Consider the following 23,940-nt stretch of genomic DNA (forward strand, 5'->3'; position numbering starts at 1 on the left):
TGCCCCCGTCCATCCCCACCGTGACCGTGCGCGGTCGCTTCCTCGCCCCCGACGGCACGCCGCTGTCGGGGGCGCTCGTCTTCCGCGCACCGGCAACGCTCACGTTTCCCGCGGCCGACGTCATCCTCGGCGGCCCGGTAACCGTCCAGCTCGACGCGCAGGGAGGTATCGAGGTCACCCTGCCCGCGACCGACGCCCCCGACATGGACCCCGGCGGGTGGGCGTACATCGTGACCGAGCAGCTCTCGGGAACCCCCGTGGGCCGCTCGTACAACGTGCTGTTGCCCCGCGCGCAGCCCGAGGTCGACCTCGCCGACATCGCCCCGACCGACCCCTCGAAACCGAACTACGTAGGCGTACCCGGACCGCAGGGCGACCGCGGCGCGACCGGGGCGCCCGGATCGCGGATCTACAGCGGCACCGCCGCCCCCGGGGCCGCCCTCGGCGTCGACGGCGACCTCTACGTGCGGTACGAGACGACGACGTTCCTCGGCGTCACCTCGACGACCGTCTCGACGTGGCAGCGCTCTGCCGGAGCGTGGACGCAGATCGGCGGCGATGTCCGCGGCGCCGCGTGGTACCTGAACAACACGACCACCCCGAGCACGAACACCAAACCGGGCGACCTGCTGCTGCGCACCGATACCGGCGATCTCTGGCAGCGCACCGCCTCGGGTTGGGGGACCGCCCTCGGCAACTTGAAGGGACCGAAGGGAGACACCGGAGCAACCGGCGCCACCGGCGCCACCGGCGCGGCCGGCGTCGTCCAGTCCGTAAACGGCAAGAGCGCCGCATCGGTCACCCTCACCGCGGCCGATGTCGGCGCCCTCGCCACCACCGCGGCCGGCGTCGCGAACGGCGTCGCGCAGCTCGACGCGACCGGCAAGGTTCCCGCCGCGCAGCTCCCCGCGTCCGGCGGCGCGGTCGCCTCGGTCAATGGCAAGACCGGCGCCGTCGTGCTCACCGCGACGGACGTCGGCGCGCTCGACCAGGGCGCGGCCGATGCAAGGTACGTCCAGCCCGCAGCGATTCCCGTTCAGTCCGTCGCGGGCAAAACCGGCGCCGTGACGCTCGTCGCCGGCGACGTCGGCGCCGAGGCTGCGGGTACGGCGGTACTGCTGACCGGGACGCAGACCGTCGCAGGGAGCAAGACGTTCTCAAGCGTGCCGAGCAGCTCGGCCTCGCCGACCACCTCGAACCACCTCACCCGCAAGAGCTACGTCGACGGGCTCGGGGGCGGCGAGTGGCTCCCGTCCGATCACGGACTGCTCACGTGGGCATTCGACCCCGCGCTCGGCCAGTCGACCGCCCTCTACCCCGGCAGTGGCCCCATACGGGTAACCGCCGTCATCCTGCGCACCACCGCCACCGTGACCCGGATCGTGTGGTTCGCCACCGGCTACGCGGGCGGACTCACCACCGGCTCATGGGCCGCGCTCTACGACTCGGCCGGTAACCGCGTGGCGCAGACCGGCGACATGTCCACCGCCACGTACGAGCCCGCCGAGGTCCACACGGCCGGCGGCGCGACGATCAGCTCGCCCCTGACCGCGTCCTACTCAGCGCCGGCCGGCGTCTACTACGTCGCCTCGCGCTGGCAGTACAACACGACCACGGGCGACGGGCCGATGCTCCTCGCCGCCGAGAGCGGCGCGGGCGCCCCGCCCAACGTGTTCGGGCACACCCCCGTGCGCCGCTTCGGCGTCTACACCGCCGGCGCCGCCACGGCTCCCGCAACGATCAACGTCGCCTCGATGGAGAACGGCGCCAATCGCTTTTGGTGCGCCCTCGCCTAACCCCCTCTCTCGTACGCCCCGTGCCGCTCTGGCCGGGGCTTTTTTCATGTCTGGAGACACCACCCATGGCAGTCCCTTTCAGCCCTGATCGACTCGTGTCGATCCTGCGCGCCGAGGGCGTGCGCGTCGTCGAGGTCGACGAGTGGCGCACCCACAACCGCAACCACAAGGGGCCGTTCGGCCCGATCAACGGCGTGATGATCCACCACACCGTTTCGAGCGGCACCGACTCATCGGTGCGGCTCTGCTACGACGGATACGACGAGCTGCCCGGCCCGCTGTGTCACGGCGTGATCGCCAAGGACGGCACCGTCTACCTGATCTCGGCCGGCCGCGCGAACCACGCCGGCGGGGGCGACGGGCGGGTGCTCGCCGCGGTCGTCGCCGAGCAGTCCCTGCCCGCGACGAACAAGCACGAGGGGTCGGCCGGCGCCCTCGACGGGAACGCCCACTTCTACGGGTTCGAGTGCATCAACCTCGGCGACGGCCGCGACCCGTGGCCGGCCGAGCAGCTCGACGCGATCGAGCGAACCTCGGCGGCGATCTGCCGAGCGTACGGGTGGTCGGCCGCATCGGTCATCGGCCACAAGGAGTGGAGCGACTGGAAGAGTGACCCGCGCGGGTGGTCCATGGACGACATGCGCGAGCGGATCGACCGTCGCCTCGGCCGCGCCCCCGAGCAGCCCAAGCCCACCGAGCCCCCGGCCACGCAGTACGCGCCGTTCCCCGGCGTCTCGTGGTTCAAGCAGAACCCCCGCTCGCCGCTCATCACCGCCATGGGGCGCCGCCTCGTCGCGGTCGGGTGCAGCCGCTACTCGCAGGGACCGGGCCCGCAGTGGACCGAGTCCGACCGCCAGTCCTACGCCGCGTGGCAGCGCCACCTCGGCTACTCCGGCGACGACGCCGACGGGTGGCCGGGCCCGTCCTCGTGGGCCGCGCTCAAGGTCCCCAGGGTCTGAGCACTCCCCCTGCGCCCGCCCGCTCACCGCGGGCGGGCGCCCCTTCCCCAAGCTGTGGACAGAAGAGAGGTACACCCCATGACCGATGCGACCCGCCGCACCGTCCGAACCGTGGTGCAGACCGTGCTCGCCCTCGCCGCCGGACTCCCCCTGATCATCGACGCCTCGGGCATCCCGCAGACCGCGGCCGGCGTCGGCCTCGCCCTCGCCGTCGCAGGTGGCGTTACCCGCGTGATGGCCCTGCCTGTCGTCGAGAACCTGCTGCCCGCATGGCTGCGGACCGGCCCGGACCGCGACGCCGAGCTGCTCGCCCTCGACCGCCGCCCCGACGGTCGGCTGTGACCGATCCGACCCCGGGCGACGTCGCCCTCGAACTCGAAAGGCTGCGGGCGACCGTCGAGACCGGGTTCGCCCGCCTCGACGGAGCGCTCGCCCTACTCGTCCAACGGTCCGACCAACTCGACACCCGCCTCGCCGACCATGAGCAACGGCTCGACGCCCTCGAAAAGAACCGATGGCCGGTCCCCAGCATCGTTGCCTTGGTCGCCGTAGTCGGTCTCGCCATCACGCTTTGGCAGGCCGCGGCCCGCTGATTCCCCGCCCCCTGCCTTGCCATCCGGCGGGCAGGGGGCGGTTTTGGCGTTCTTGCCGGTCATTCCTTGCCGGTAGCGCTCCACACGCCCCCCACCCCGTGGGTACCGTCTGGAGTATGAGCCTGAACGGATGGAGCCCCGATGCGTAGCCGATCGCTTGAGCGCCACCGCCCCGCCCCCGAAAGGGGGGCGCGCTGATGCTGGAAGAAGCCGAAGAGATCGGCCGCCGCGTACGACGCGCTCGCCTCCGGTTGGGGATGCCGCAGGCTGACCTCGCTACCGCCGTTGGCAAGTCGCAGGGTTGGGTTTCCAAGGTCGAGCGCGGTCAAATCGAGCTCGACCGCGTCGGCCTGCTCAATCTGGTTGCCGCAGAACTTCACGTGCACCCCAACGACCTCATCGGGCGCCCATACAGCAGCTCACCAACCGAGAATCAGTGGCAGGTCGCGGCGTCGTCCATTCTGCGCGAGCTGCGCCGCTACGACCTTGCACCAGTGTTCGAAGGAACGCCGCGACCCGCGCGGGAATTGTGGCAGGAGGCGACCCGCCTGCACCGTCTGCGGGACGCGGCGGCCAACACTGCGATCATCCAGGTTCTGCCCGACCTCTTTCGCGAATCGCGCGCCCTGGCCGAGGTGACCACCGGCCACGAGCGGGAAGAGGCGTACGCCGTTTACGCCGTGTGCTGCAAGTTCGCGCACACAGCCGCTCACGCCCTTGGGCACCCCGAGCTAGTCGCCATGTCGTGCGAGCGTGCCGCATGGTCGGCTCGGCTGTCCGGAGATTCGGTCATGCCCGCCGTGGCCGACTGGATGCGAGTCTGGGACATGTGGGCAACTGCCGATTGGGAAGACGCCATTGCCCTCTCAGACAAGGCGATCAAGAGCGTGCAGCAGGGCTTTGACCAGGGTGAGCCGCTCGCCCTGCGCGCATGGGGATCGCTGCAACTGCGCGCTGCTGTCTCCGCAGCGCGGGGCGGACGGAAGTCTGAGGCCAAGGACCGAATCAAGCACGCCAAGACCGCCGCAAAGCGGTTGGGGCAGTACGCCGGCCCGCCGGTGTACGACCGTCACTCTCTAACCTTCTCTCCGGGGAACGTGCAGATTCATGCGATCAGCGTTGCCCTGGAGATGCGCGAGCAGCGGGATGCCCTGGCCATAAGCCGGCGCACCGATCCGGCGCTGATTGAGGCGCTGCCCAACTCGCGACAGGGCCACCATCACATGGATCTCGCCCGCGCGTGGCTGTGGGACGGCAACCGCGACAAGGCGCTGACCGAGCTTGAGACGGCCGAGCGGATCGCGCCGCAGCTCATCCGCAACCACCCGATCGCCCGGTCAACCCTGCGTGGCATCGTGTACGCCGAACGGGCAGTCACTCGCGAGAAGCTGCGCCGCATGTCAGACCGCTTCCACCTCGACGGCTGAGTGCGGTATTCCTCCGGTTCATATTGGGCTGCTACCCGCGCCCTAACTTCGGGGCATGGCCGAACAGACCGCAGTGCAACGCCCTGCGCGGGACGCCCAGTTACGTGCAGGCGACCCGTTCCAACCACGCTTGGGTGACCTCGCCGCCGACCTCGCCAAGGGCGGGAACATCGGTGTCGTGGTCACTCTGCCGAGCGACACCTCAGCGTCGTACCACCTGCGCCCCCCGGGCGGTGGCCCCGAGTGGTCGGCCCGCGCAGACGGTACGACGCTGCGCCCCGTTCCGGCGAAGCCCACCCACATCACACCCATGCGCGGTGATGTGATCTACGACCACAGGGCCGAGCAGGCCGCCCTACCGGTCTTGATTCACAACGAGGATGGCGGCTCTGCCGAGTCGGTACTCATCCTCACCCCGAGTCAGGTCGAGCTGTACTACATCCAGCTCGGGCAGCTCATCGAGCGCCGCGAAGAGGCGAGGGGCGCGCGGTGAGCGCGCGCGTGCTGACGCTCGCCCCGCCGGCGTCAGCACGTCCACTCGCGCAGACCGTCCTCGCGTACCGGTGCGAGACAACGGCAACCGACCTCACTGGCTCCCGCGAGGTACTGCTCGCTGTCTATCGCGCTAGTACACCGCGCCTCGCCGCCCGATGGCTGCGAGTCGAGGCGGAACGGCTCGCGCGCCGATTCTCTCTCGATCCTCAGTCATCGGCTCTGCGGGACGCCCCGCTCTCGATCGTCGATCCGTCCTATCCACGGCCCGACGATGCTCTACGCGCTTGGCGCCACAGCGAAACCGAGTACGAGCGGGCGATACGTGTGCTCAGCGCCGGCGACGCCTATCTGATCAGCATCAGCGACTACGACGCCCGGTACTGCCTGAACGTCTATCCCGTTCCGGCTCGCGGGCCGTCCGCCCCACCGGCGCCCGCAGCGCGTTCCCGCTTCACCCTCGGGGGCTCGGGCCGTCATCGCCGAGCGCCGTTTCGCGCCTAACCACCGCCACGCTCCCCACCCCCACCGCACCTGTCCTGATCCTTACCGTCCCCCAAGGGAAGTGAGTCCATGGAACAGTTCGAGCGTGCCCGCCTCGACTCGTATTTCGCGCGCATCTCGCGCACTTTTGCACCTCGCGAGCGCCCCGCGTCCTTCCTGATCACCCACCTGCTCCCCGAGCGCCCCTCGTTCGTCCGAGGCATCGGCACCTCAACAGACCTGCGCGTCGTCCTGCCGAAGCCCAAGAGCATCGACCCGGCCGCCCGCCGCACGGTCGAGAAGATGACGCAGTGCGACACACTGACCCGGGAGATGTTCGAGGACCCGGACACTGCGGTCGACTACTTGGAGTCCCGAGCCGCCGGCGAGGACGTCGTCTTGTGCGACGTGGGCGGGTACTTCGCGCCCGCCCTCGACGCCCTGTGTGATCGCTTCTCCGGCCGAATCCTCGGCGTCGTCGAGGACACCGAGAACGGGCACCGTCGCTACGCCGAGCGGGACAAGCTGCCGTGCCCTGTCGTGTCCGTGGCCCGCTCACCCCTCAAGGACCCCGAGGACTACCTCGTTGGTCAGAGCGTGGTGTTCTCCACAGAGGCGCTCATGCGCAGCCGCGGCGACATCCTGCACGGCCGGAACGCCCTGGTCCTCGGGTTCGGCAAGCTGGGTTCGAGCATCGCTCGCCTGCTGCACGCCAAGGGCATCAGGGTCACGGTGTACGACATCGACCCCGTGCGAACCACTCAGGCGCTCTCGCAAGGGTTCGGCGTCGCCCGGGACCGCGACACAGCCCTGCACGGCGCCGGGCTCGTGCTGTGCGCGACGGGCAGCGTCTCCTTACGCGGGGAGGACTTCGCGACGCTCAGGAACGGGGCCTACGTCGCCACGGTGACCTCAAGCGAGGACGAGCTCGACCTCGCCGCGCTCCCGGATGTCTACCAGCAGACGCCGAGCGCGGACCACGTCACGAAGTACCAGACCACTGGTCACTTCTTCTACCTCCTCAACGGGGGGAACGCCGTCAACTTCCTGCACGGCGCCAGCGTAGGGCCGTTCATCTTCTTGGTTCAGGCCGAAATACTCGCCGGAATCAAGAAGCTCACGCACGGCGAGCTCGGCCACGGTATGCACGAGGTTGGCGCCGACGACCGGGCCACCATCGCCGCTACTTGGCTCGACTTCTTCAACCGCAACCAGTAGGGAGACACCGCACCATGCCGATCACGGCACAGCACGTACGCGAGACCCTCGACGCCTATCTCGACCAGCATCCGGCGGACAAGGACCCGCTTGCGCCTCTCTCCGAGACGCTCGACGTCGCGGGCGACACCATCGGATCGCGGAAGGAGTTCCGAGGCCACGCCACGGCCGGCGCCATCCTGCTCCGCGCCGACGGTCGCGTGCTCACCATCGAACACCGCGCCCTACAGAAGTGGCTCTTGCCGGGTGGCCACATCGAGGGGGACGACGACACGCTGCTCGACGCCGCGCTGCGCGAGCTGACCGAGGAAACCGGCATCAGGGCCGAGCAGGTCGAGGTCGTCGGCGACGGTCCGCTGCACATCGACGCCCACGTCATCCCGGCGAACGACGCCAAGGGTGAACCCGAGCACATGCACTTCGACTTCCGGTTCCTGTTCCGCACCACCGCGGATGCGGTCGAGCTCCAGGAGGAGGAGGTCACGAACTTCTCATGGCAGTTCGCGGACACGCTCACCGCTGAGCCCCTGCGAAGCCGCGTGCTCGCCGCGACCCGCGGCTGACCGAGCCGCGGCCCCGACCGGGATCGCCGCGGCCGTACTCGTGCTCCCCCACGGGGCCGCAGCTCCCGCCGTGCCCGTCCGCTCGTCGCCCCATCCCCCGAGGGCGGCGAGCGGACGGTTACTCGGCCTCGGGTGCTGCGCTCCGGTCGAGGACGAACGTCCCGCGCTGCGGCACGGTGTGCACGTACCCCTCGGAGCGCAGGTAGTCGACGGCGTGGCGAGCGGTGTCTCGCGCGACCCCAAACTCGCCCTTCATCGCCGACTCGGACGGGATTCGCCGCCCGACGGGCAGTTTCCCGCTCTCAATGTCCTCGATCACGAATCGTGCGATCTGCACATAAACCGGGGTCGCCGACCCATGGTCGACCTCTCGGGCGGGTCCTTCACTAACTGCCATGCCAAGAGGGTAGACAACTGGCCACATCGCCGAGCGTCGCCACTCGTTGCCGTACGTCGGTAGACGTAGGTAGACAAGTTGGCTACCGTCGCCAACGAAGAACCCCGGCAGGCCGATTAGGCCCGGCCCGCCGGGGGCCGAACATCACCAGCTTTCGAGGAGCTGACGACATGCGCGACCTTATCGCCCCCCTGTACCCGCTGCTATGGCTGCTGTGGGCCGCCCCCTTACTCCTGCTGGTCTTCCGCACCAGGCAGCCGGGCCGGCACTCCGCCGCCCACTTCACGGCGCAGCCCACCCCCGTCGAGCTCTCTCCCTCGATCTGGCTCAAGCAGTGGACGACACCACCCTCGCCGCACATCGCCGAGCGAAACGAACCGTTCGAGGACGAGCTACCCGACGTTGTCCGCCCCTACGTCGCAGGATTCCCCCCGCCTCGAACCGAGCAGGAATGGCAACGCGAGCGATGCCGAGCAGCAGCGTTCGCGGCGGCGGGCAAGGAATACCCGTACAGCTACCCCGGAGCGCCGATCCCCGCGGGCGCTGCCCTGTGATCGCCGCCGTCTGCTGTGGCTGTCACCGCGACACTGCCGCCCCGATCCCGGTGAGGTCGATCGAGCGCCAAAGCGGCGCGCCCGTCACGGTCTCGGCGTGCCCCGACTGCGCCCCTCGCTACACGCCCGCACCGACCGCGGGCGAACACGTCAGGCGTCAAGGACTCTGAAACACGAGCAGGCCCCGCCCGGATCGCTCTCGGGCGGGGCCTGCTCGCTTGTTACACCTCTCCTTGAACACCGGATGACTCGGGAGACTCCGCGACGCCGAGATGCCGGTGCAGGTCATACCGCGACACCTTGTACGCGCGCCCATGGCGTAGGACCCGCACCGGATACCGGTTCGTCCGCGCGAGGTGGTACCCGGTTGTTCGGCCGAGGTGGAGCGCGCGGTTTGCGGTCTCCAGGGGGACGGCGACGGGAAGCGTCATCAGCTCGTCGTGTGTCATCCCCTGCTCTGTGCTGCTCATCATCTGCCCCCTGTGACATCGGTGTGCACGTCGGCCCGATGGTGCCGAGTAGTGCTAGATCAGCAACGTACGATCAAGACTGGCGCTTTGCAACTGACAAAGCTAGCTTTGCAATATGCACAGTCACCAGACGGCGGGCGACGTCGTCGCCGCGCAGATCCGCCGGCACCGTGAGCGCCTCGGCATGAACAGGCACGAGCTCGCCGCCGAGTGCGCCCGCCTCGGGCGCCCCGACATCACGTACGCCGTGATCGTCAGCATCGAGACCGGCCGATCCGGCGGCGAGGGCAAACAGCGCCGCCGTCCGGTGGACGTCGACGACCTGTTCGTGCTCGGCCTCGCCCTCGCCACTCCTCCACTGCTCCTGATGCTCCCTCTCGGGAGCGAGACCACAGTGCCCACCGTTCCGGCCGCCGCCCCGCGCGACCCGTACACGGTGTGGCAGTGGATGACCGGCGAGGCGACGCCGACGCTCGACGGCCCCCTCGACGGGCGGTACGTCACCGACTCCCGGCAGATCGCCGGCACCGGCCAGACGTGGGCCGCCGCATGGGCCACAGCGGCCTATCCGGCCTCGCTGTACCCCGAACTCGCACGGCGCCGCGAAACGGCCCACAAGGCCCGACTACGCGCCGCGCTCGACCCATCCGCACAGACCGAGTACGTCGACCGCCTCGAAGAGCTCGCGCAGATCGTCAACGACATGCACCGCGCGAGCCTCACCGCCCCCGCTCTGCCAACCGAGTTGGGCGAGGACTTGAAGCGGCTCGGCCTGCTCGACCATCCCGACCAGATCGACCCGAGAGGTACTGAGTGACCGCGAAAGGCACAACGACGAAACGCTGCTACTGCCGCGACAAGGCCGGTAAGCCGCTGGGCAGTTCCTGCCCAAAGCTCAAGCAGCGCACCCACGGCGTGTGGTCGATCCGGCAGGAACTGCCCCCGACCAAGGACGGCGATCGCCGACTGTTCCGCCGCGCCGGATACGACACGCAGACCGATGCGCAGGCAGACCTCGACAAGGTTCGCGCCCTGCTGAACATCGCCGACAAGGACGACAAGGACGGCCGCGCCCGCATCGGCGACCTGCTCGAATCCGTCGGCGCGACCAAGGAAGCGATCCCCGACTACGACGAGACCAAGCGCAAGTTCGGCACCGGCCAGTCGCTCACGCAGCACATGACCGTCGCCGAGTGGCTCGACCTGTGGCTCGCCGGCAAAAAGGCGCTGCGCAAGAGCGGACACGACCGGTACGAGCTCGACATCCGGTGCCACTTGCGCCCCCGGATCGGGCACATCCGCCTCGACCGCCTCACCGTGCCGCACCTCGACGCCATGTTCGAGGGCATCGCCGAGACGAACATCGAGATCACCGAGGCGAACACCACGCGTCGCGCCGCGGTCGCCGAGCTCAAGACGATCCCTTGGAAGGGAGGGGAGAACCGCGCCCGACGTAAGGCCATGCGCGAAGCCATCGACGCCATGCCGCCGTTTCGGCGGATCACCGGGCCCTCGACGCAGCAGCACATCAGGGCGACGCTGCGGGCTGCGTTGAACACGGCGATAGCCCGAGGCTCGATCACGTTCAACGCTGCGCAGCACGTCGAGCTCGTCGCGGCCAAGCGTCCGAAAGCGATGGTGTGGACCGACGAGCGCATCGCCGAATGGTTGCGGACCGGCGAGAAGCCGAGCGCGGTCATGGTGTGGACGCCCGAGCAGGCGGGCGCGTTCCTCGACTTCCTCGCCGACTTCCGGCACCGGCTGCTGCCGTTGTTCCACCTGATCACGTTCCGAGGTCTGCGCCGCGGCGAGGCGTGCGGCGTCCGGTGGTCCGACTACAACACCGGCACGGGCGAGCTCACGGTCGCAACGCAGCTCGTGCAGGACGGTTGGGAAGTCGTCGAGTCGGCGCCCAAGACGGACAGCGGCGAGCGGATCATCTCGCTCGACGAGTACACGGTCGAGGTGCTCGAAGCGCATCGGACCAAGCAGGGCGCCGAGCGCATCGAATGGGGCGAGGCGTGGCAGGACACGGGCCGGATGTTCACTCAGGAAAGCGGCGAGTGGATTCACCCCGGGTGGCTGACCGACCAGTTCGAGCGGCTCGTCGAGCTGTCCGGTCTGCCGCCGATCCGCCTGCACGATCTGCGCCACGTCGCCGCCTCGCTCATGCTCGCGGCCGGCGTCGACGTCAAGATCGTGTCCGAGACCCTCGGCCACAGTGACAGCCGGATCACGCGAGACATCTATCAGTCGGTCATGCCCAAGGCTGCGCGCGACGCCGCCGAGGCTACGGCCGCCATGGTCCCGAGGGGGGCCGTCCGACGTCCCGTTGCAGTCGTCGCCGAGGTCGAGGCCGTGGTCGAGGTCACACCGGTTCCTGCTCAGCAGAATGGGCACGCAATGGGCACGCAGGACGGCGCGAAGATCATCGCGTTCCGCCCTCGATTGGTCCGGGCATGAAAAAACCCCAGGTCACGGCGAGTGAGTCCTGGGGTTAATCCGAGCCGCCTTCGGGATTCGAACCCGAGACCTACGCATTACGAGTGCGTTGCTCTGGCCAACTGAGCTAAGGCGGCGTGCTGTGTGGACCCATGTTGGGTGCAGCAGCGCGGCCAAGTCTACACAGTTTCCGGAGGTGGTCCGACCAGGGGCGTTTCGGGTGGGGGGTGGGGCTATGAGCAGCGGGTTCCGCGTTGTGGAGGGGTGCCTTCCAGGAGGTAGGTGTTGATGGCGGTGTCGATGCAGTCGCTGCCGCGGCCGTAGGCGGTGTGGCCGTCGCCGTCGTAGGTGAGGAGGGTGCCGGAGGAGAGCTGGTCGGCGAGGGAGCGGGCCCACTGGTAGGGGGTGGCGGGGTCGCGGGTGGTGCCGACGACGAGGATGGGGGCGGCGCCTTGGGCGGTGATGCGGTGGGGGCGGCCCGTGGCGGGGGTGGGCCAGTAGGTGCAGTTGAGGGCGGCCCAGGCGAGGCCGGCGCCGAAGACCGGGGAGGCCTTCTCGAAGGAGGGGACGGCCGCGCGGGTGGCGGCGGGGTCGGCGTAGGCCGGGGGGAGGTCGAGGCAGTTCACGGCGGCGTTGGCGAACATCAGGTTGGCGTAGGTGCCGTCCGCCTCGCGTTCGTAGTAGCTGTCGGCGAGGGCGAGGAGGGCCGAGCCCTCGCCGCCGATGGCGCGGGTGAGGGCCTCGCGGAGCTGGGGCCAGGCGCCCTCGTCGTACATGGCGGCGATGACGCCGGTGGTGGCGAGGGACTCGCCGAGCGCGCGGTTCTCGCCGGTGGGCACGGGCTTGGCGTCGACGTCGCGGAAGAAGGCCTTCAGGGCCTCGCCGGCCGCCGCGACGGATTCGGTGCCGAGGGGGCAGTCCGGGGTGCGGACGCAGTCGGCGGCGAAGGCGCGGAAGGCGGTCTCGAAGCCCGCGGTCTGGTCGCGGTTGAGGTCGACCGCCGGGAGCGAGGGGTCCATCGCCCCGTCGAGGACCAGCCGGCCGACCCGGGCGGGGAACAGCTCGGCGTACGTGGCCCCCAGGAAGGTCCCGTACGAAGCCCCCACGTACGTGAGCTTCTCGTCGCCGAGCACCGCCCGCAGGACGTCCATGTCACGGGCCGTCTCGACGGTGGAGACGTGCGGCAGGATCGCGCCGGACTTCTTCTCGCAGCCGGCCGCGAACTCCTTGAAGGCGGCACTGAGCGCGTTGACCTCGGCCGTGTCGTCGGGCGTCTGGTCGACCTGGGTGTACGCGTCCATCTGCGGGCCCGTCAGGCAGTCGACCGGCTCGCTGCGGGCGACTCCGCGCGGGTCGACGGCCACCATGTCGTAGCGGGCGCGGACCGGTGCGGGGTAGCCGATGCCCGCGTACCCCTGGAGGTAGCCGACGGCGGAGCCGCCGGGCCCGCCCGGGTTGACGAGGAGCGACCCGAGCCGCTTCCCGGGGCCGGTGGCCTTCACCCGCGAGACGGCCAGCTTGACGTCCCCGGACTCGGGTTTCGCGTAGTCGAGGGGGGCGAGCAGCGTCGCGCACTGGAAGCCGGTGACCCCGCAGTCGCGCCACTTCAGTTTCTGCCCGTAGTACTTCTTCAGCGCCCCGGCCTCGGGCGACGCGGCGGCGGGGGCGGCCGGCGGGGTGCTCCGGGACGCGGCGGCGTCGCTTCCGCCCGTACAGCCGGAGAGGATCAGTCCGGCGGCCGCGAGGGCCGTGGCGGACGTGCGGAGCAAGCGCCTGGAGTCCATTCCCGGAGCGTATCCGGACGAGTACGCACCGTGTCCAATCGCGCGTCCCCCGCATCGCCGGACGGCGGGCTAGTCGCGCAGGGCCAGCGTCATGGCCTCCATGGCGAGGAGCGGGGCCACGTTCCGGTCGAGGGCGTCGCGGCAGGCGAGGATGGCCTCGATGCGGCGGAGGGTGCGCTCGGGGGTGGAGTCCTGGGCGACGCGCTCGATGGCGTCCCGCACGTCGGTGTTGGCGAGGGCGCTGCGGGAGCGGAGCTGGAGGGTGAGGACGTCCCGGTAGAAACCGGTGAGGTCGGTGAGCGCGAGGTCGAGGCTGTCGCGCTGGGTGCGGGTCTTGCGCCGCTTCTGGTCGGCCTCCAGGTCCTTCATGACGCCGGCGGTGCCTCGCGGGAGCCGGCCGCCCGGGGCCACGCCGAGGGCCGCCTTCAGCTCCTCGGTCTCCTTGGTGTCGAGCTCCTCCGCGACCTGCTTGGCGTCCTCCTCCGCCACGTCGAAGAGCTCCTGGGCCGCCTTGAGGCAGCCGCCGATGTCCGCGACGCGGAGGGGGACCTTGAGGACCGCGGCTCGGCGCGCGCGTGCCCGGTCGTCGGTCGCGAGGCGGCGGGCACGGTCGACGTGGCCCTGGGTGGCGTGCGCCGCCGCGTACGCGGCCTCGGGTTCGATGCCGTCCCGGCGTACGAGAACGTCGGCGACGGCCCGCACGGACGGGGTGCTCAGGTTGAGGTGGCGGCAGCGGGAGCGGATCGTGGGGAGCACGTCCTCGATGGAGGGCGCGCAGAGCAGCCACACGGTCCGCTGGGCGGGCTCCTCGACGGCCTTCAGGACCGCGTTGGCCGACTTCTCGTTGAGCCGCTCGGCGTCTGCGACCAGGATGACCTGCCAGCGGCCGTTCGCCGGGGCGGTGTACGACTTCCGCACGGTGTCGCGCATGTCCTCGGCGCGGACCACCGCGCCGACCGCCTGGACCGTGGTCACGTCCGCGTGGGTGCCGACCAGGGTGGTGTGGCAGCCGGTGCAGAAGCCGCAGCCCGGCGCCCCGCCCAGCGCCCGGTCGGGGCTCACGCACTGCAGCGCCGCGGCGAACGCCCGCGCCGCCGTCTCCCGGCCCGCCCCGGGCGGACCGGTGAAGAGCCAGGCGTGGGTCATCTTCGAGGCCTCGGGAGCGGGCTCCCCGGCGGCATGGGCGGTCACGAGCGCGTCGGCGTCGCGCGCGGCCGCGGCGAGCTGCTCCTCGACCCGCGCCTGCCCGACCAAGTCGTCCCATACGGCCATGTCTGCCCCTCCTCAGGTACGCACTCCATTGTGGGGCAGTCCTCTGACAACCCCTGCCGGACGGCGCGACCGCGTGGAGTCTCAGGCCTCGTCGCGGGGCCGGGTCAGCCACAGGCCGGCCGCCGAGCCGAGCAGGACCGCGCCGGTGCAGACGCTTCCGGCGATCTGGAGGGCGCCGGTCCACCCGGCGAAGGTGGTGACGAAAACGTTGGCCAGGACGCTCGCGGCGAGCAGCAGCCAGAGAAGGGCGCGCATGAGAGGACTCCGTGGAGGATCGCGGGATGGTGGCCGGCCGTGTTCCGGCGGCTCTTCGATCCTCGTGCGCGCGTGGCCCGCGCACAGCGGTGCCCGCCCCCGGATCGATGGTGTAGCCCGCTCCACCGCCCGCGTGGCGGCCGCCGCCTACCCTTGCCCCATGCGCGAGGCGATCAAAGAGGCGGCACGGGGGTGGCTGCAGCTCACCGTCGGCGCCGCGATCTCCCTGCTCTGCTGCCTGATGGTGGGCGTGGCCCTGTTCACGGCGTTCCTGACGGTCACGGTCATCGGCGCCGGTGTGCTGCCCGAGAGCGTGCTGCTGCTGCGCCGGATCGCGGGCTGGGAGCGGCGGCGCACGGGCGCGTGGACCGGGACGCCCGTGCCCGAGGCGTACCTTCCGCTCGATGGGCCGCTCCCCGCGCGCGTGCGGACCGCCGTGACCGATCCCGGCACCCGGCAGGACCTGGTCTGGGCCGCCGCACAGCTGCTGTACGGCTCCGTGCTCTGGTACCTGTCGCTCATCGCGTGGGGGCCCGCGCTGCTGGTCGACGGGGTGTGGACCGGGCTCGCGGGGCGGCGGCCGGTGGCGCTGCCGCTGATCGGCCGGCTCGCCGGGCTGGCCGCGGACTGGTCGCGCGCGCTCCTGACGCCGACCCCTTCGGCCGCCCGGGACGCCGCCCTCGCGGCCCGCATCGAGCAGCTGACGGCCACCCGGGCGGGCGCGGTCGCCGCGCACGGCGCCGAGCTGCGCCGGATCGAGCGCGACCTCCACGACGGCGCGCAGGCCCGGCTGGTCGCGCTCTCCATGCGGATCGGCCTCGCCCGGCGCGCGTACGACTCCGATCCCGCGACCGCCCGCAAGCTCCTCGACGACGCCCAGACGCAGGCCGAGGAGGCCCTGGCCGAGCTCCGCCACGTGGTGCGCTGCATCCACCCGCCGATCCTCACCGACCGCGGCCTCGCCGGCGCCGTCCGCGCCCTCGCCGCGAGCAGCGGCCTGGAGGTGGAGGTCGAGGTCTCCAACCCTTCCGGTTCCGATGGTTCCGATGGTTCCGATGGTTCGGACGGTTCCGGCGGCTCCGGCGGCTCCGGCGGCTCCGACGAGCCCCGTGCCCCCGCCGCCGTCGAGGCCGCCGCCTACTTCGTGGTGGCCGAGGCGCTGACGAACGCCGCCAGGCACAGCGGGGCGGCGCGGGCCTCGGTGAGTCTGGCCCGTGAGCGGACCGGGCTACGCGTGCGTGTGCGGGACGAGGGGCGGGGCGGGGCGGAGGCCGGGGAGAGCGGCGGGTCCGGCCTGACGGGCATGCACCGCCGGGTCGCCGCGCTGGACGGCACCGTACGACTGACCAGCCCCGAAGGGGGCCCGACCGTGATCGAAGTGGAGCTGCCGTGCGTGTGGTGATCGCCGAGGACAACGCCCTCCTGAGGGAGGGCCTGGTGCTGTTGCTGACGTCCTCCGGCCACGAGGTGGCGGGCGTCGCGGCCACCGGGCCCGAGATCCTGCCGCTGCTGCTGGAGCACCGCCCCGACGTGGCCGTCCTCGACGTGCGGCTGCCGCCCGGCTTCCGCGACGAGGGGCTGCGGGCGGCCCTCGCGGCCCGCGAGCGGCTGCCGGAGCTGCCGGTGCTCGTCCTTTCGCAGTACGTGGAGGAGACGTACGCGGCGGAGCTCCTCGGCGGCGGCGCGCGGGGCGTCGGCTACCTCCTGAAGGACCGGGTGGGGCGGGTCGACGAGTTCCTGGACGCCCTGGAACGGGTCGCGTCCGGCGGTACGGCCCTGGACCCGGAGGTCGTCACCGAGCTGCTGGCCCGCCGGCGCGACGACCCGCTCGACTCCCTCACGCCCCGCGAGCGCGAGGTCCTCGAACTGATGGCGCAGGGCCACGACAACGGCACGATCGCCCGCTCGATGGTGGTCACCGAGCGGGCCGTGCACAAGCACATCGGCAATGTCTTCGCGAAGCTCGGCCTGCCGCCGAGCGACGGCGGCGGCCACCGCCGGGTCCTCGCCGTGCTCGCGTACCTCGACGCCTGAGAAGGCGCGGGGGTCAGCCCCTCGCCCGGCGCCCCGCCCCCGGCAGGAACACGCCCGCCGCCACCGTCAGCACCACCGTCCCGGCGATCAGCCCGGCCTGGGCGGGCGGCAGGTAGGGCAGGCCGCCGGTGAGCGCCCAGGCGAAGGCGGTGAGCGGCAGGGCGGCCACCACCGCCCCGATGAGGAGCCCGGTCGCGGTGAGGAAGCCGGCCTCCAGGCCGAGCATCCGGCGGAGCTGACCGGCCGAGGCGCCCACCTGCCGGAGCAGCCCCAGCTCGTCGCGCCGACCGGCCCCGATCAGGGCGAGGGTGCTGAGCACCGAGAGGAGGGTCAGGCCGCCGATGGATCCGACGACGGCGGCGGAGACGATCCCGTTCAGTTCGGCGCCGGGGAGGGTCACCTGCTCGGGTGCCGGGGAGCCGTGCGCGGACGCCGGTCCCGTGGACGCCGATCCCGTGGACTCCGATCCCTTGGACGCCGATCCCTTGGACGCCGATCCCTTGGACGCCAGTACGCGCGCGGGGTACGGGTCCCCCATGTGCGGAGCGAGTTCGGACTTCGGGAGGAGGAACTCGCCGAGGGCGAGCGAGCGTTCGTAGACCGCGACCACCCGCAGCCGCTTCGGCGTCCCGTCGCCGAGGCGCAGCTCGACCGTCGAACCGGGCTTCGCGTCGAGGGAGTCGGCCATGGTGGAGCCGATCGCGACCGTGCCGGCCCGGCCGAGTGCGGCGAGGTCGCCCGCGACGACGCCGGGGTCGAGGGTGCCGGCGAGTCCGGCGGCGTCGACGCCGAGGACGGGGAGGCGGTCGAGGCGTGGCGTTCCGGCCTCGGTGCGGGCCAGGACGACCGTCGAACGCAGCACGTCCGTGGCCGACTTCACCCCGGGCAGGCGCCGTACGCGCTCCGCCGTCGTGCCGGTGAACGCGAGGTCGGCGGTGGTCGCGGTCCGCGCCTGGGCCTCGGCGGCCCGTTCCATGGTCGTGCCGGCCGAGAGCTGCACCAGCGCGAAGGCGGTGACGAGGACGACCGGGACGAGCGCGGCCCCGAGGCGGCGGGAGTGGGCGTTCGCACCGGCCGCCGTGAGCCGCCCGGGCGCACCGCCGAGCCGGCGCAGCGGCCGGTCGAGGACGGCCATCGCGGCCCGCGCGATCCACGGCCCGAGCAGCGCGCACCCGGCGACCAGCGTCACCGTGGCCGCCCCGGCGGCGGCCGAGGCCGCCTCCCCGCCCTGGACCGTGGCGGTCCCGGCCGCCATCGCGCCGAGCGCGAACATCGCGATCCCGGTGACCCTGCGCGCGACGCCCTTGCCCGGACGTCCGGGCCGCCGGGTGGCGAAGAGGACCACGAGCCGGGTGAGGCCCACCACGACGGCGGCGACGACGAGGACGCCGGCGAACAGCCAGGGCGGCGACGGCAGTTCGAGGCCCTCCGGTACGACTCCGGTACGGCCCCGCAGCATCGACCACAGCCCGAGGAAGGCAGGTACGGCCGCGAGCGCGCCGAGCAGCGCCGCCGCGCCCGCGACCCGGGTCACCTCACGGCCGGCCGCCGCCCGCACCTGCCGGGGCGTCGCGCCGACGGTGAGCAGCATGTCCCGTTCGCCGGAGCGCTGTTGGAGCGCCTGCGCGACGAGCGAGGCGAGGACGAGTACGGCGACGAGGACGAAGGTCCCGGAGACGGCGGCGAGCAGCTGGAGGAGGTCCGACCGAGCGGGCGGCGCGGCGAGGTGCTCGGCGCCGCCCCGGCCGTCGCCGGTGAACGCCCGCAACGGCTGCCCCGAGGCGGTGTCCTTGAGGCCGGCGGTGTCCAGGGCCGCCCGCACGCGCGCGTGGAGGGTGTCCACCGGCACGCCGGGCTCGCCGACGATCCCGACGGCGTCCACGGACCCCGGGTGGCCGGCGAGCTTCCGCGCCTCGGCCGCCGTGAAGTACAGCGCGGCCGGCCCCTCCGCCACGCCGACGACCGTCCGCCCGGCGACGGTGTCGCCGACCCGGACCTCACCCATGGGCCCGTCACCGGATGCCGTGCCCGGTCCCACTCCCGTACCCGCTCCCCCTCCCGTTCCCGCTCCCCCTCCCGCGACCACCTCTCCGGCCTGGCGCGGCTCCCGCCCGTCGACCAGCCGGTAAGGGGCGAGCGCGGCGGACTCCCAGGACCGCCCGGGGTAGGCCCGCGCCCCGGCCCCCGTACCGCCTCCCGTACCGACCCCCGTACCGCCCTCCGCCTCGGGCTTGCCCGTCCCCGGTTCCCGTACGGCGAACGTGTCGTCCGGTACGGCGGCGCGGACGCCCGGGACCGTGCGGAGGACGTCGGCGGTGGCGGCCGGGACGCGGACGCGTTCGGTGAGGGCGGCCGTCACGGTGGTGGGCTCGCCGGCCCACGGGGTGGCCGTCCAGCGGACCTCCTGGTCGCCGGCGACGACGACGGGCGCGGCCGCGTACCGCTCCACGCGCGCGTGGCCGAGCCCGGCCGAGCCGAGGGCCAGGGCGAGGGTGCCGAGCAGCGCGGAGGTGACGGCGACGGCCGCGAACACGGCCGCCCACGCCTTCCGGTGCGTCCGCAGCGAGCGGGCGGCGAGCAGCCCGACGGCCGGGTTCCGCAGGCGGCTCATCGGGCCGCCGCCAGGGACCGTACGGCTCCGGCGCGGACGCCGAGCGCGTCCCGTACGGCTGCCTCGTCCGGCCGGTCGAGGCGGCCGACGAGCCGGCCGCGCTCCAGGAAGACGGCCTGGTCGGTCCAGGCGGCGGCCACCGGGTCGTGGGTGACGAGGACGACCGTGCGGCCCCGCTCGTCGACGGCGCGGCGGAGCAGGGCGAGGACGCCGGCGGCGGTGACGGGGTCGAGCGCGGCGGTGGGTTCGTCGGCGAAGACGACCTCGGGTTCGTTGACGAGGGCGCGGGCGATCGCCACGCGCTGGCGCTGGCCGCCGGAGAGGTGTTCGGGGGTGTCGTCGGCCCGGTCGGCGAGGCCGACCGCGTGGAGTCCGGCCAGCGCGCGGGCGTCGAGTTCACGGCCGCCGCGGGCTCCGGCGAGGAGCAGCGGGAGGGTGACGTTCTCGCGGACGTTCAGCGCGGAGACGAGGTTGAGCGACTGGAAGACGAAGCCGATGCGGTCCCGCCGGAGCCGGGTGAGGCCGGAGGCCTTCAGGGTGGCGAGGTCGGTGCCCCCGATCCGTACCGTTCCGGCCGTCGGCCGTTCGAGTCCGGCCGCGCAGCGCAGCAGCGTGGACTTGCCGGAGCCCGACGGACCCATCACCGCCACGAACCGGCCGCGCGGCACGGTCAGGTCCACCCGGTCGAGGGCGGGCGCGCCGCCTCCGTAGGTCCGGGTCACCCCGTCCAGGGCGAGGGCCGCGCCGGTCTCCGTCACTGCTGTCGTCATCATGCCGACCACGCTAGAAAAGCGCAGGTCGCAGCGGTATGGAGCTGGCTGGCCGGGTGGGGGTGGTGCTAGCTACACCCCCACCCGGGGGAGATCATCGGCGGCGGCCGTCGCCCTCGTCGTCGTGCGGGCCGAACAGTTCGTCCGCGAGGGTCGGCAGGTCGTCGAGCGGGGTCTCCTCGGCCCAGTCGGAGCGGCGGCGCGGCCGGCCGTGCTCGTCGAGCTGGGGCAGCTCGCGGGTCCGGTCGTTCGCCCCGTGCGGCTCGTCGTGCGCGCCGTGCCCGGCGGACTCGTCGCGGAAGATGCCCTGCGGGACCCGGTCGGCGGGGTCGGACGCGCGCGGGGCGGCCGCCGGAGCGGAACCGCGCGCGGTGTCCCGTACGGGAGGCAGGACGGCGGTCTCGTCGGCGGCCCGCGTGTCCCGGACGCGGGGCAGCACCGCCGTCTCGTCGGCGGCCCGCGTGTCCCGGACGCGGGGCAGGACGGCCGTCTCGTCGGCCCCCGGCTTCACGATCGGGGTGGCCACGGTGATCTCGTCGGGCGAGACCCCGGGCACGTCGGACTTCGCGTCCGGCTTCGCACCGGGCTTCACGATCGGGGTCTCGACGGTGACCTCGTTCGCGGAGGCCTCGACGGCGGCCTTCTCCGCGGCGGCGGCCTCCGCCGCGGCCTTCGCGGTGGCGGCCCGCTCGGCGGCGGCCTTCTCCTCGGCGGCCCGCTCCCCCGCCGCCTTCTCCTCGGCGGCCTTCTCCGCGGCCGCCTTCTCGGCGGCGGCCTTGGCCTGGGCGGCCTTCGTGGCGGCCGCGCGCTGGGCGGCGGCCTGCTCGGCGGCGGCGCGTTCGGCCGCGGCGCGCTCGGCGGCCGCCTTGGCGGCGGCTTCGGCGGCGATCTTCTCGGCGGCGGCCCTGGCGGCGGCTTCCTCGGCGGCCTTCGCGGCGGCGGCGGCCTCGGCCATACGGCGGGCCTCCTCGGCGCGGAGGAGGGCCTCCTCGGCCTTGCGCTGCTTCTCCAGACGGCGTTCCTCGGCCTCGGCCCGCAGCCGGGCCTCCTCCTCGGCCTCCTTGCGGAGCCGCTCCTCCTCTTCCTGGCGGGCCTTCTCCTCGGCCGCGAGGCGCTTGCGCTCCTCCTCGGCGGCGAGCTCGGCGGCGATCCGGGCCTCCTCGGCCTGGCGCCGGGCCTCTTCCGCCTGGCGTTCGGCCTCGAGCCGGCGCGCTTCCTCCTCCTCGCGCCGCTTGCGCTCCTCCTCCTCGGCGCGGAGCTTGGCGAGCTGCGCCTGCCGTTCGCGCTCCTGGCGCTCTTCCTCGGCCTTGCGGGCGGCCTCCTCCTCGGCGAGGCGGCGGGCTTCTTCCTCGGCCTTGCGGCGGGCCTCCTCGGCGGCCTTCACCTCGGCCTCGGAGAGCGGCAGCATCCGGTCGAGCCGGTGGCGTACGACGGTGGTGACGGCCTCCGGCTCCTGGCCGGCGTCGACGACGAGGTAGCGGCTGGGGTCGGCGGCCGCGAGGGCGAGGAAACCGGCCCGTACGCGCGCGTGGAACTCCGGCGGCTCGGACTCAAGACGGTCGGGGGCCTCGGTGAACCGTTCCCGCGCGGTCTCCGGCGAGACGTCGAGCACCACGGTGAGGTGCGGGACGAGTCCGCTGGTCGCCCAGCGGGAGATGCGGGCGATCTCGGTCGGGGACAGGTCGCGGCCCGCGCCCTGGTAGGCCACGGACGAGTCGATGTACCGGTCGGAGAGGACGATCGCGCCCCGCTCCAGGGCCGGCCGGACCAGGGAGTCGACGTGCTCGGCGCGGTCGGCGGCGTACAGCAGGGCCTCGGCGCGGTTCGAGAGCCCCGCCGACGACACGTCGAGGAGGATCGAGCGGAGCCGCTTGCCGATCGGGGTGGCGCCGGGCTCCCGGGTGACGACGACCTCGTGGCCCTTGGCGCGGATCCACTCGGCGAGCGCCTGGACCTGGGTCGACTTGCCGGCTCCGTCGCCGCCCTCCAGGGCGATGAAGAAGCCGGTCGCGGAGGGGGCCTGGACCGGGTCGGAGCCGCGCAGGGCGTCGCGCAGGTCGCGGCGGAGCGGGACGCCGGCGCGGTCGTCGGTCTTGGCGAGGACGAGCGCGGCGACGGGCAGCAGCAGCGCGCCGACGAGGATCAGCGTGAAGGCGGCGCCGCCGTGCGCGAAGACGAAGTCGCCGGAGGCGAGCCGGTGCGGCCCGATCGCGGCGGCGAGCAGCGGCGCGGCGAGCGCGCCGACGGCCATGCCGACCCGGGCGGCGGCCTGGAGGTGCTCGGTGGTGCGGGCCCGGCGGGGCTCCTCGGTCTCCTGGTCGACGAGGTGGTGGCCGGTGTTCGCGGCGACGCCCGCGGCGTATCCGGCGAGGACGGCGAGGAACAGCACGGTCGCCGTGTCCGGCACCAGGCCCATCGCGATCAGGGCGACGCCGGTGACGGTGGTCGAGAGCGCGAGCAGCCGGCGCCGGGACAGGACGGGGAGCACGGAGCCCGCGGTGCGGATGCCGACGGCGGTGGCGCCGCTGAGCGCCAGGACCAGGAGGGCGTACGTGACCGGGCCACCGCCCAGGTCGTACGCGTGGAGTACGGCGACGGACGCGGCGGCGGCGATCGCCCCGGCGACGGTGGCGCAGGTCAGGACGAGCAGCGGCAGGGCGCCGGTACGGCCCTTGTCGGCCACGGCCTTCCCGGAGGCCGCAGCCTTGCCGGAGGCCGCAGCCTTCCCGGAGGACAGGGCCGTCCCGGTGGCCTCGGCGTCGCCGGCGGCGGGCTTGGCGGCCGACGGGCGGCGCAGGCCCTCCAGGGGCGAGCGGGGCCGGGGGGTCTCGCCGCCGGGCAGCGTCAGCGCGTACACGACGGTGACGGAGGCGGCGAAGAGACCGGCGGCGACGTACGAGCCGAGCGCGGCCTGGTGCAGGGAGAACCAGTCGAATCCGGCGCCGAGCAGGTTGCCGGCCAGGGTCGCGACCAGCAGGGCGGCGGCCGCGGCCGGGACGGCGAGGAAGCCGGTGCGCTGGGACAGCCGGCGCAGCGCGCCGAGGTGGTCGGGCAGCGGCCGTACGGCGGCGCCCTCAAGGGGCGGGGCGGGCAGCAGCGCGGGCGCGGCGCCCTCGCGGCCGATGGTCCAGAGCCGCTCGGCCGCGCCGGTGACGAAGACGGTGCCGAGCACGTACCAGAGGGCGGCGGAGGGGACCCAGTCGATCCACAGCGGGGCGATGACGAGCAGCGCGAGCCGCAGCCCGTCGGCGCCGATCATGGTCCAGCGCCGGTCGAGCGGGCCGCCGGGCCCGGTGAGCGCGGTCAGCGGTCCGAGGAGGACCGCGCCGAAGACCACCGAGGCCAGCAGGCGCGCGCCCACGACGGCGGCCACGGCGAACGCGGCGCCCCGGTAGCCGCCCCCGAGCGCGCCCTCGGCGACGGCCGCCTGCAGTCCGAGGAGGACGAGCACGAGGAGCGCGAGGACGTCGCCGGTGCTGCCGAGCGCGTGTGCGCTCCACAGCCGGCGCAAGGGCTGATGGCGCAAGAGGGCGCTGACGGCGCGCTCCCGGGAATCCGCGACGAGTGCGGCGTCGGAATCACCGAGGCGGTCTGGCTGCTCTGCTCGCGTCATCCGTCCACCCTATCCGGACGGCCTCGCTCACCGCGGCCTCCGCCCGAACATCCGGACGAGGCTGTGACGGGACGAACGGCGGGGGGGGGGGGGGGGGGTTCCCCCCCCCCCCCCCCCCCCGGGGGGCTCCTCCCCCTTGTTGCCCCCCGCCTCTTTTCCGCTGGCGTCTTCTTTTCCCCTCTTCTTCTTTTTCTCCGCCTCCTTCTT

At 72.8% G+C, this 23,940-nt stretch carries 21 protein-coding genes and 1 tRNA gene; 14 read left to right on the plus strand and 8 right to left on the minus strand.

Annotation, left to right across the window (positions count from 1 at the left end; translation table 11 throughout):
- Nucleotides 1–20: 20 nt before the first annotated feature.
- The 9 genes from ACZ7G1_RS25490 (at nt 21) to ACZ7G1_RS25530 (ending at nt 7,531) form a co-directional block, all read left to right on the plus strand.
- A complete protein-coding gene (locus tag ACZ7G1_RS25490) occupies nt 21–1,796 on the plus strand; it encodes a hypothetical protein (protein ID WP_470876066.1) in 1,776 nt (591 codons plus the stop codon).
- A 65-nt stretch (nt 1,797–1,861) separates the two neighbouring features.
- Complete coding sequence (locus ACZ7G1_RS25495; RefSeq protein ID WP_469883074.1) at nt 1,862–2,755, plus strand: peptidoglycan-binding protein; 894 nt, start codon at nt 1,862–1,864, stop codon at nt 2,753–2,755.
- Nucleotides 2,756–2,833: 78 nt separating this feature from the next.
- Entirely contained in the window at nt 2,834–3,097 is a 264-nt protein-coding gene (locus ACZ7G1_RS25500; RefSeq protein ID WP_469883073.1) for a hypothetical protein, read from the plus strand.
- Nucleotides 3,094–3,348: a hypothetical protein gene (locus ACZ7G1_RS25505; protein ID WP_371677902.1), complete on the plus strand. Its 255-nt coding sequence runs from the start codon at nt 3,094–3,096 to the stop codon at nt 3,346–3,348. Before ACZ7G1_RS25500 ends, ACZ7G1_RS25505 begins: the two co-directional genes overlap by 4 nt.
- 197 nt (nt 3,349–3,545) lie before the next feature.
- Nucleotides 3,546–4,775 (plus strand): helix-turn-helix domain-containing protein, encoded by a 1,230-nt coding sequence (locus ACZ7G1_RS25510; protein ID WP_469883070.1) that lies wholly within the window; start codon nt 3,546–3,548, stop codon nt 4,773–4,775.
- Nucleotides 4,776–4,830: 55 nt separating this feature from the next.
- Nucleotides 4,831–5,268, plus strand: coding sequence for a hypothetical protein (locus ACZ7G1_RS25515; protein ID WP_469883066.1), 438 nt, complete (start codon nt 4,831–4,833; stop codon nt 5,266–5,268).
- The gene (locus ACZ7G1_RS25520) at nt 5,265–5,771 is read left to right on the plus strand and encodes a hypothetical protein (RefSeq protein ID WP_471204264.1); all 507 of its coding nucleotides are present in this window, start codon (nt 5,265–5,267) and stop codon (nt 5,769–5,771) included. The genes ACZ7G1_RS25515 and ACZ7G1_RS25520 overlap by 4 nt, the downstream gene beginning before the upstream one ends.
- A gap of 69 nt (nt 5,772–5,840) precedes the next feature.
- Nucleotides 5,841–6,968: an adenosylhomocysteinase gene (locus ACZ7G1_RS25525; protein ID WP_469883064.1), complete on the plus strand. Its 1,128-nt coding sequence runs from the start codon at nt 5,841–5,843 to the stop codon at nt 6,966–6,968.
- 14 nt (nt 6,969–6,982) lie between these two features.
- A complete protein-coding gene (locus tag ACZ7G1_RS25530) occupies nt 6,983–7,531 on the plus strand; it encodes an NUDIX hydrolase (protein WP_393889061.1) in 549 nt (182 codons plus the stop codon).
- A 118-nt stretch (nt 7,532–7,649) separates the two neighbouring features.
- Here ACZ7G1_RS25530 and ACZ7G1_RS25535 read toward each other — a convergent pair whose 3' ends face one another.
- Entirely contained in the window at nt 7,650–7,928 is a 279-nt protein-coding gene (locus ACZ7G1_RS25535; RefSeq protein ID WP_393889062.1) for a GntR family transcriptional regulator, read from the minus strand.
- A 170-nt stretch (nt 7,929–8,098) separates the two neighbouring features.
- On the opposite strand from ACZ7G1_RS25535, the gene ACZ7G1_RS25540 reads away from it, so the two are divergent.
- From ACZ7G1_RS25540 to ACZ7G1_RS25550, 3 genes are all read left to right on the plus strand, one after another.
- A complete protein-coding gene (locus tag ACZ7G1_RS25540) occupies nt 8,099–8,482 on the plus strand; it encodes a hypothetical protein (RefSeq protein ID WP_469883063.1) in 384 nt (127 codons plus the stop codon).
- Nucleotides 8,483–9,067: 585 nt separating this feature from the next.
- On the plus strand, nt 9,068–9,769 hold the full coding sequence (locus ACZ7G1_RS25545) for a helix-turn-helix domain-containing protein (protein ID WP_470876069.1): 702 nt from the start codon (nt 9,068–9,070) through the stop codon (nt 9,767–9,769).
- On the plus strand, nt 9,766–11,415 hold the full coding sequence (locus ACZ7G1_RS25550; RefSeq protein ID WP_469883061.1) for a tyrosine-type recombinase/integrase: 1,650 nt from the start codon (nt 9,766–9,768) through the stop codon (nt 11,413–11,415). The genes ACZ7G1_RS25545 and ACZ7G1_RS25550 overlap by 4 nt, the downstream gene beginning before the upstream one ends.
- A 42-nt stretch (nt 11,416–11,457) precedes the next feature.
- On the opposite strand, the gene ACZ7G1_RS25555 is transcribed toward ACZ7G1_RS25550, so the two are convergent.
- The 4 genes from ACZ7G1_RS25555 to ACZ7G1_RS25570 form a co-directional block, all read right to left on the minus strand.
- Nucleotides 11,458–11,531 (minus strand) — tRNA-Thr (locus ACZ7G1_RS25555).
- A gap of 96 nt (nt 11,532–11,627) precedes the next feature.
- Nucleotides 11,628–13,178 (minus strand): alpha/beta hydrolase, encoded by a 1,551-nt coding sequence (locus ACZ7G1_RS25560; RefSeq protein WP_470876071.1) that lies wholly within the window; start codon nt 13,176–13,178, stop codon nt 11,628–11,630.
- A 69-nt stretch (nt 13,179–13,247) separates the two neighbouring features.
- Nucleotides 13,248–14,450 carry a DNA polymerase III subunit delta' gene (locus ACZ7G1_RS25565; protein WP_470876073.1) on the minus strand — a complete coding sequence of 401 codons (1,203 nt, stop codon included), beginning with the start codon at nt 14,448–14,450 and terminating at the stop codon, nt 13,248–13,250.
- An 81-nt stretch (nt 14,451–14,531) separates the two neighbouring features.
- Nucleotides 14,532–14,705, minus strand: a complete 174-nt coding sequence (locus ACZ7G1_RS25570) for a hypothetical protein (protein ID WP_470876075.1) — start codon at nt 14,703–14,705, stop codon at nt 14,532–14,534.
- Between the two features lie 160 nt (nt 14,706–14,865).
- On the opposite strand from ACZ7G1_RS25570, the gene ACZ7G1_RS25575 reads away from it, so the two are divergent.
- Together ACZ7G1_RS25575 and ACZ7G1_RS25580 are read left to right on the plus strand one after the other, a co-directional pair.
- Nucleotides 14,866–16,107, plus strand: coding sequence for a sensor histidine kinase (locus ACZ7G1_RS25575; protein WP_470876076.1), 1,242 nt, complete (start codon nt 14,866–14,868; stop codon nt 16,105–16,107).
- Complete coding sequence (locus ACZ7G1_RS25580; RefSeq protein WP_470876078.1) at nt 16,095–16,739, plus strand: LuxR C-terminal-related transcriptional regulator; 645 nt, start codon at nt 16,095–16,097, stop codon at nt 16,737–16,739. Before ACZ7G1_RS25575 ends, ACZ7G1_RS25580 begins: the two co-directional genes overlap by 13 nt.
- 13 nt (nt 16,740–16,752) lie before the next feature.
- Here ACZ7G1_RS25580 and ACZ7G1_RS25585 read toward each other — a convergent pair whose 3' ends face one another.
- The 3 genes from ACZ7G1_RS25585 to tmk all read right to left on the minus strand — a co-directional run bounded on the left by ACZ7G1_RS25585 (nt 16,753) and on the right by tmk (nt 23,733).
- On the minus strand, nt 16,753–19,350 hold the full coding sequence (locus ACZ7G1_RS25585) for an FtsX-like permease family protein (RefSeq protein WP_470876080.1): 2,598 nt from the start codon (nt 19,348–19,350) through the stop codon (nt 16,753–16,755).
- Nucleotides 19,347–20,123 carry an ABC transporter ATP-binding protein gene (locus ACZ7G1_RS25590; protein ID WP_470876082.1) on the minus strand — a complete coding sequence of 259 codons (777 nt, stop codon included), beginning with the start codon at nt 20,121–20,123 and terminating at the stop codon, nt 19,347–19,349. The genes ACZ7G1_RS25585 and ACZ7G1_RS25590 overlap by 4 nt, the downstream gene beginning before the upstream one ends.
- Nucleotides 20,124–20,214: 91 nt before the next feature.
- Nucleotides 20,215–23,733 carry a dTMP kinase gene (gene tmk / locus ACZ7G1_RS25595; RefSeq protein ID WP_470876084.1) on the minus strand — a complete coding sequence of 1,173 codons (3,519 nt, stop codon included), beginning with the start codon at nt 23,731–23,733 and terminating at the stop codon, nt 20,215–20,217.
- Nucleotides 23,734–23,940 lie beyond the last annotated feature (207 nt).

The sequence above is a fragment of the Streptomyces sp. NPDC037273 genome (assembly GCF_055603625.1).

Coding starts and splice junctions, on each gene's coding strand:
- ACZ7G1_RS25495 (WP_469883074.1), top strand. CDS start 1,862: ATGGCAGTCCCTTTCAGCCCTGATCGACTCGTGTCGATCCTGCGCGCC.
- ACZ7G1_RS25500 (WP_469883073.1), top strand. CDS start 2,834: ATGACCGATGCGACCCGCCGCACCGTCCGAACCGTGGTGCAGACCGTG.
- ACZ7G1_RS25510 (WP_469883070.1), top strand. CDS start 3,546: ATGCTGGAAGAAGCCGAAGAGATCGGCCGCCGCGTACGACGCGCTCGC.
- ACZ7G1_RS25515 (WP_469883066.1), top strand. CDS start 4,831: ATGGCCGAACAGACCGCAGTGCAACGCCCTGCGCGGGACGCCCAGTTA.
- ACZ7G1_RS25525 (WP_469883064.1), top strand. CDS start 5,841: ATGGAACAGTTCGAGCGTGCCCGCCTCGACTCGTATTTCGCGCGCATC.
- ACZ7G1_RS25530 (WP_393889061.1), top strand. CDS start 6,983: ATGCCGATCACGGCACAGCACGTACGCGAGACCCTCGACGCCTATCTC.
- ACZ7G1_RS25535 (WP_393889062.1), bottom strand. CDS start 7,928: ATGGCAGTTAGTGAAGGACCCGCCCGAGAGGTCGACCATGGGTCGGCG.
- ACZ7G1_RS25540 (WP_469883063.1), top strand. CDS start 8,099: ATGCGCGACCTTATCGCCCCCCTGTACCCGCTGCTATGGCTGCTGTGG.
- ACZ7G1_RS25545 (WP_470876069.1), top strand. CDS start 9,068: ATGCACAGTCACCAGACGGCGGGCGACGTCGTCGCCGCGCAGATCCGC.
- ACZ7G1_RS25560 (WP_470876071.1), bottom strand. CDS start 13,178: ATGGACTCCAGGCGCTTGCTCCGCACGTCCGCCACGGCCCTCGCGGCC.
- ACZ7G1_RS25565 (WP_470876073.1), bottom strand. CDS start 14,450: ATGGCCGTATGGGACGACTTGGTCGGGCAGGCGCGGGTCGAGGAGCAG.
- ACZ7G1_RS25570 (WP_470876075.1), bottom strand. CDS start 14,705: ATGCGCGCCCTTCTCTGGCTGCTGCTCGCCGCGAGCGTCCTGGCCAAC.
- ACZ7G1_RS25575 (WP_470876076.1), top strand. CDS start 14,866: ATGCGCGAGGCGATCAAAGAGGCGGCACGGGGGTGGCTGCAGCTCACC.
- ACZ7G1_RS25585 (WP_470876080.1), bottom strand. CDS start 19,350: ATGAGCCGCCTGCGGAACCCGGCCGTCGGGCTGCTCGCCGCCCGCTCG.
- ACZ7G1_RS25590 (WP_470876082.1), bottom strand. CDS start 20,123: ATGATGACGACAGCAGTGACGGAGACCGGCGCGGCCCTCGCCCTGGAC.
- tmk (WP_470876084.1), bottom strand. CDS start 23,733: ATGACGCGAGCAGAGCAGCCAGACCGCCTCGGTGATTCCGACGCCGCA.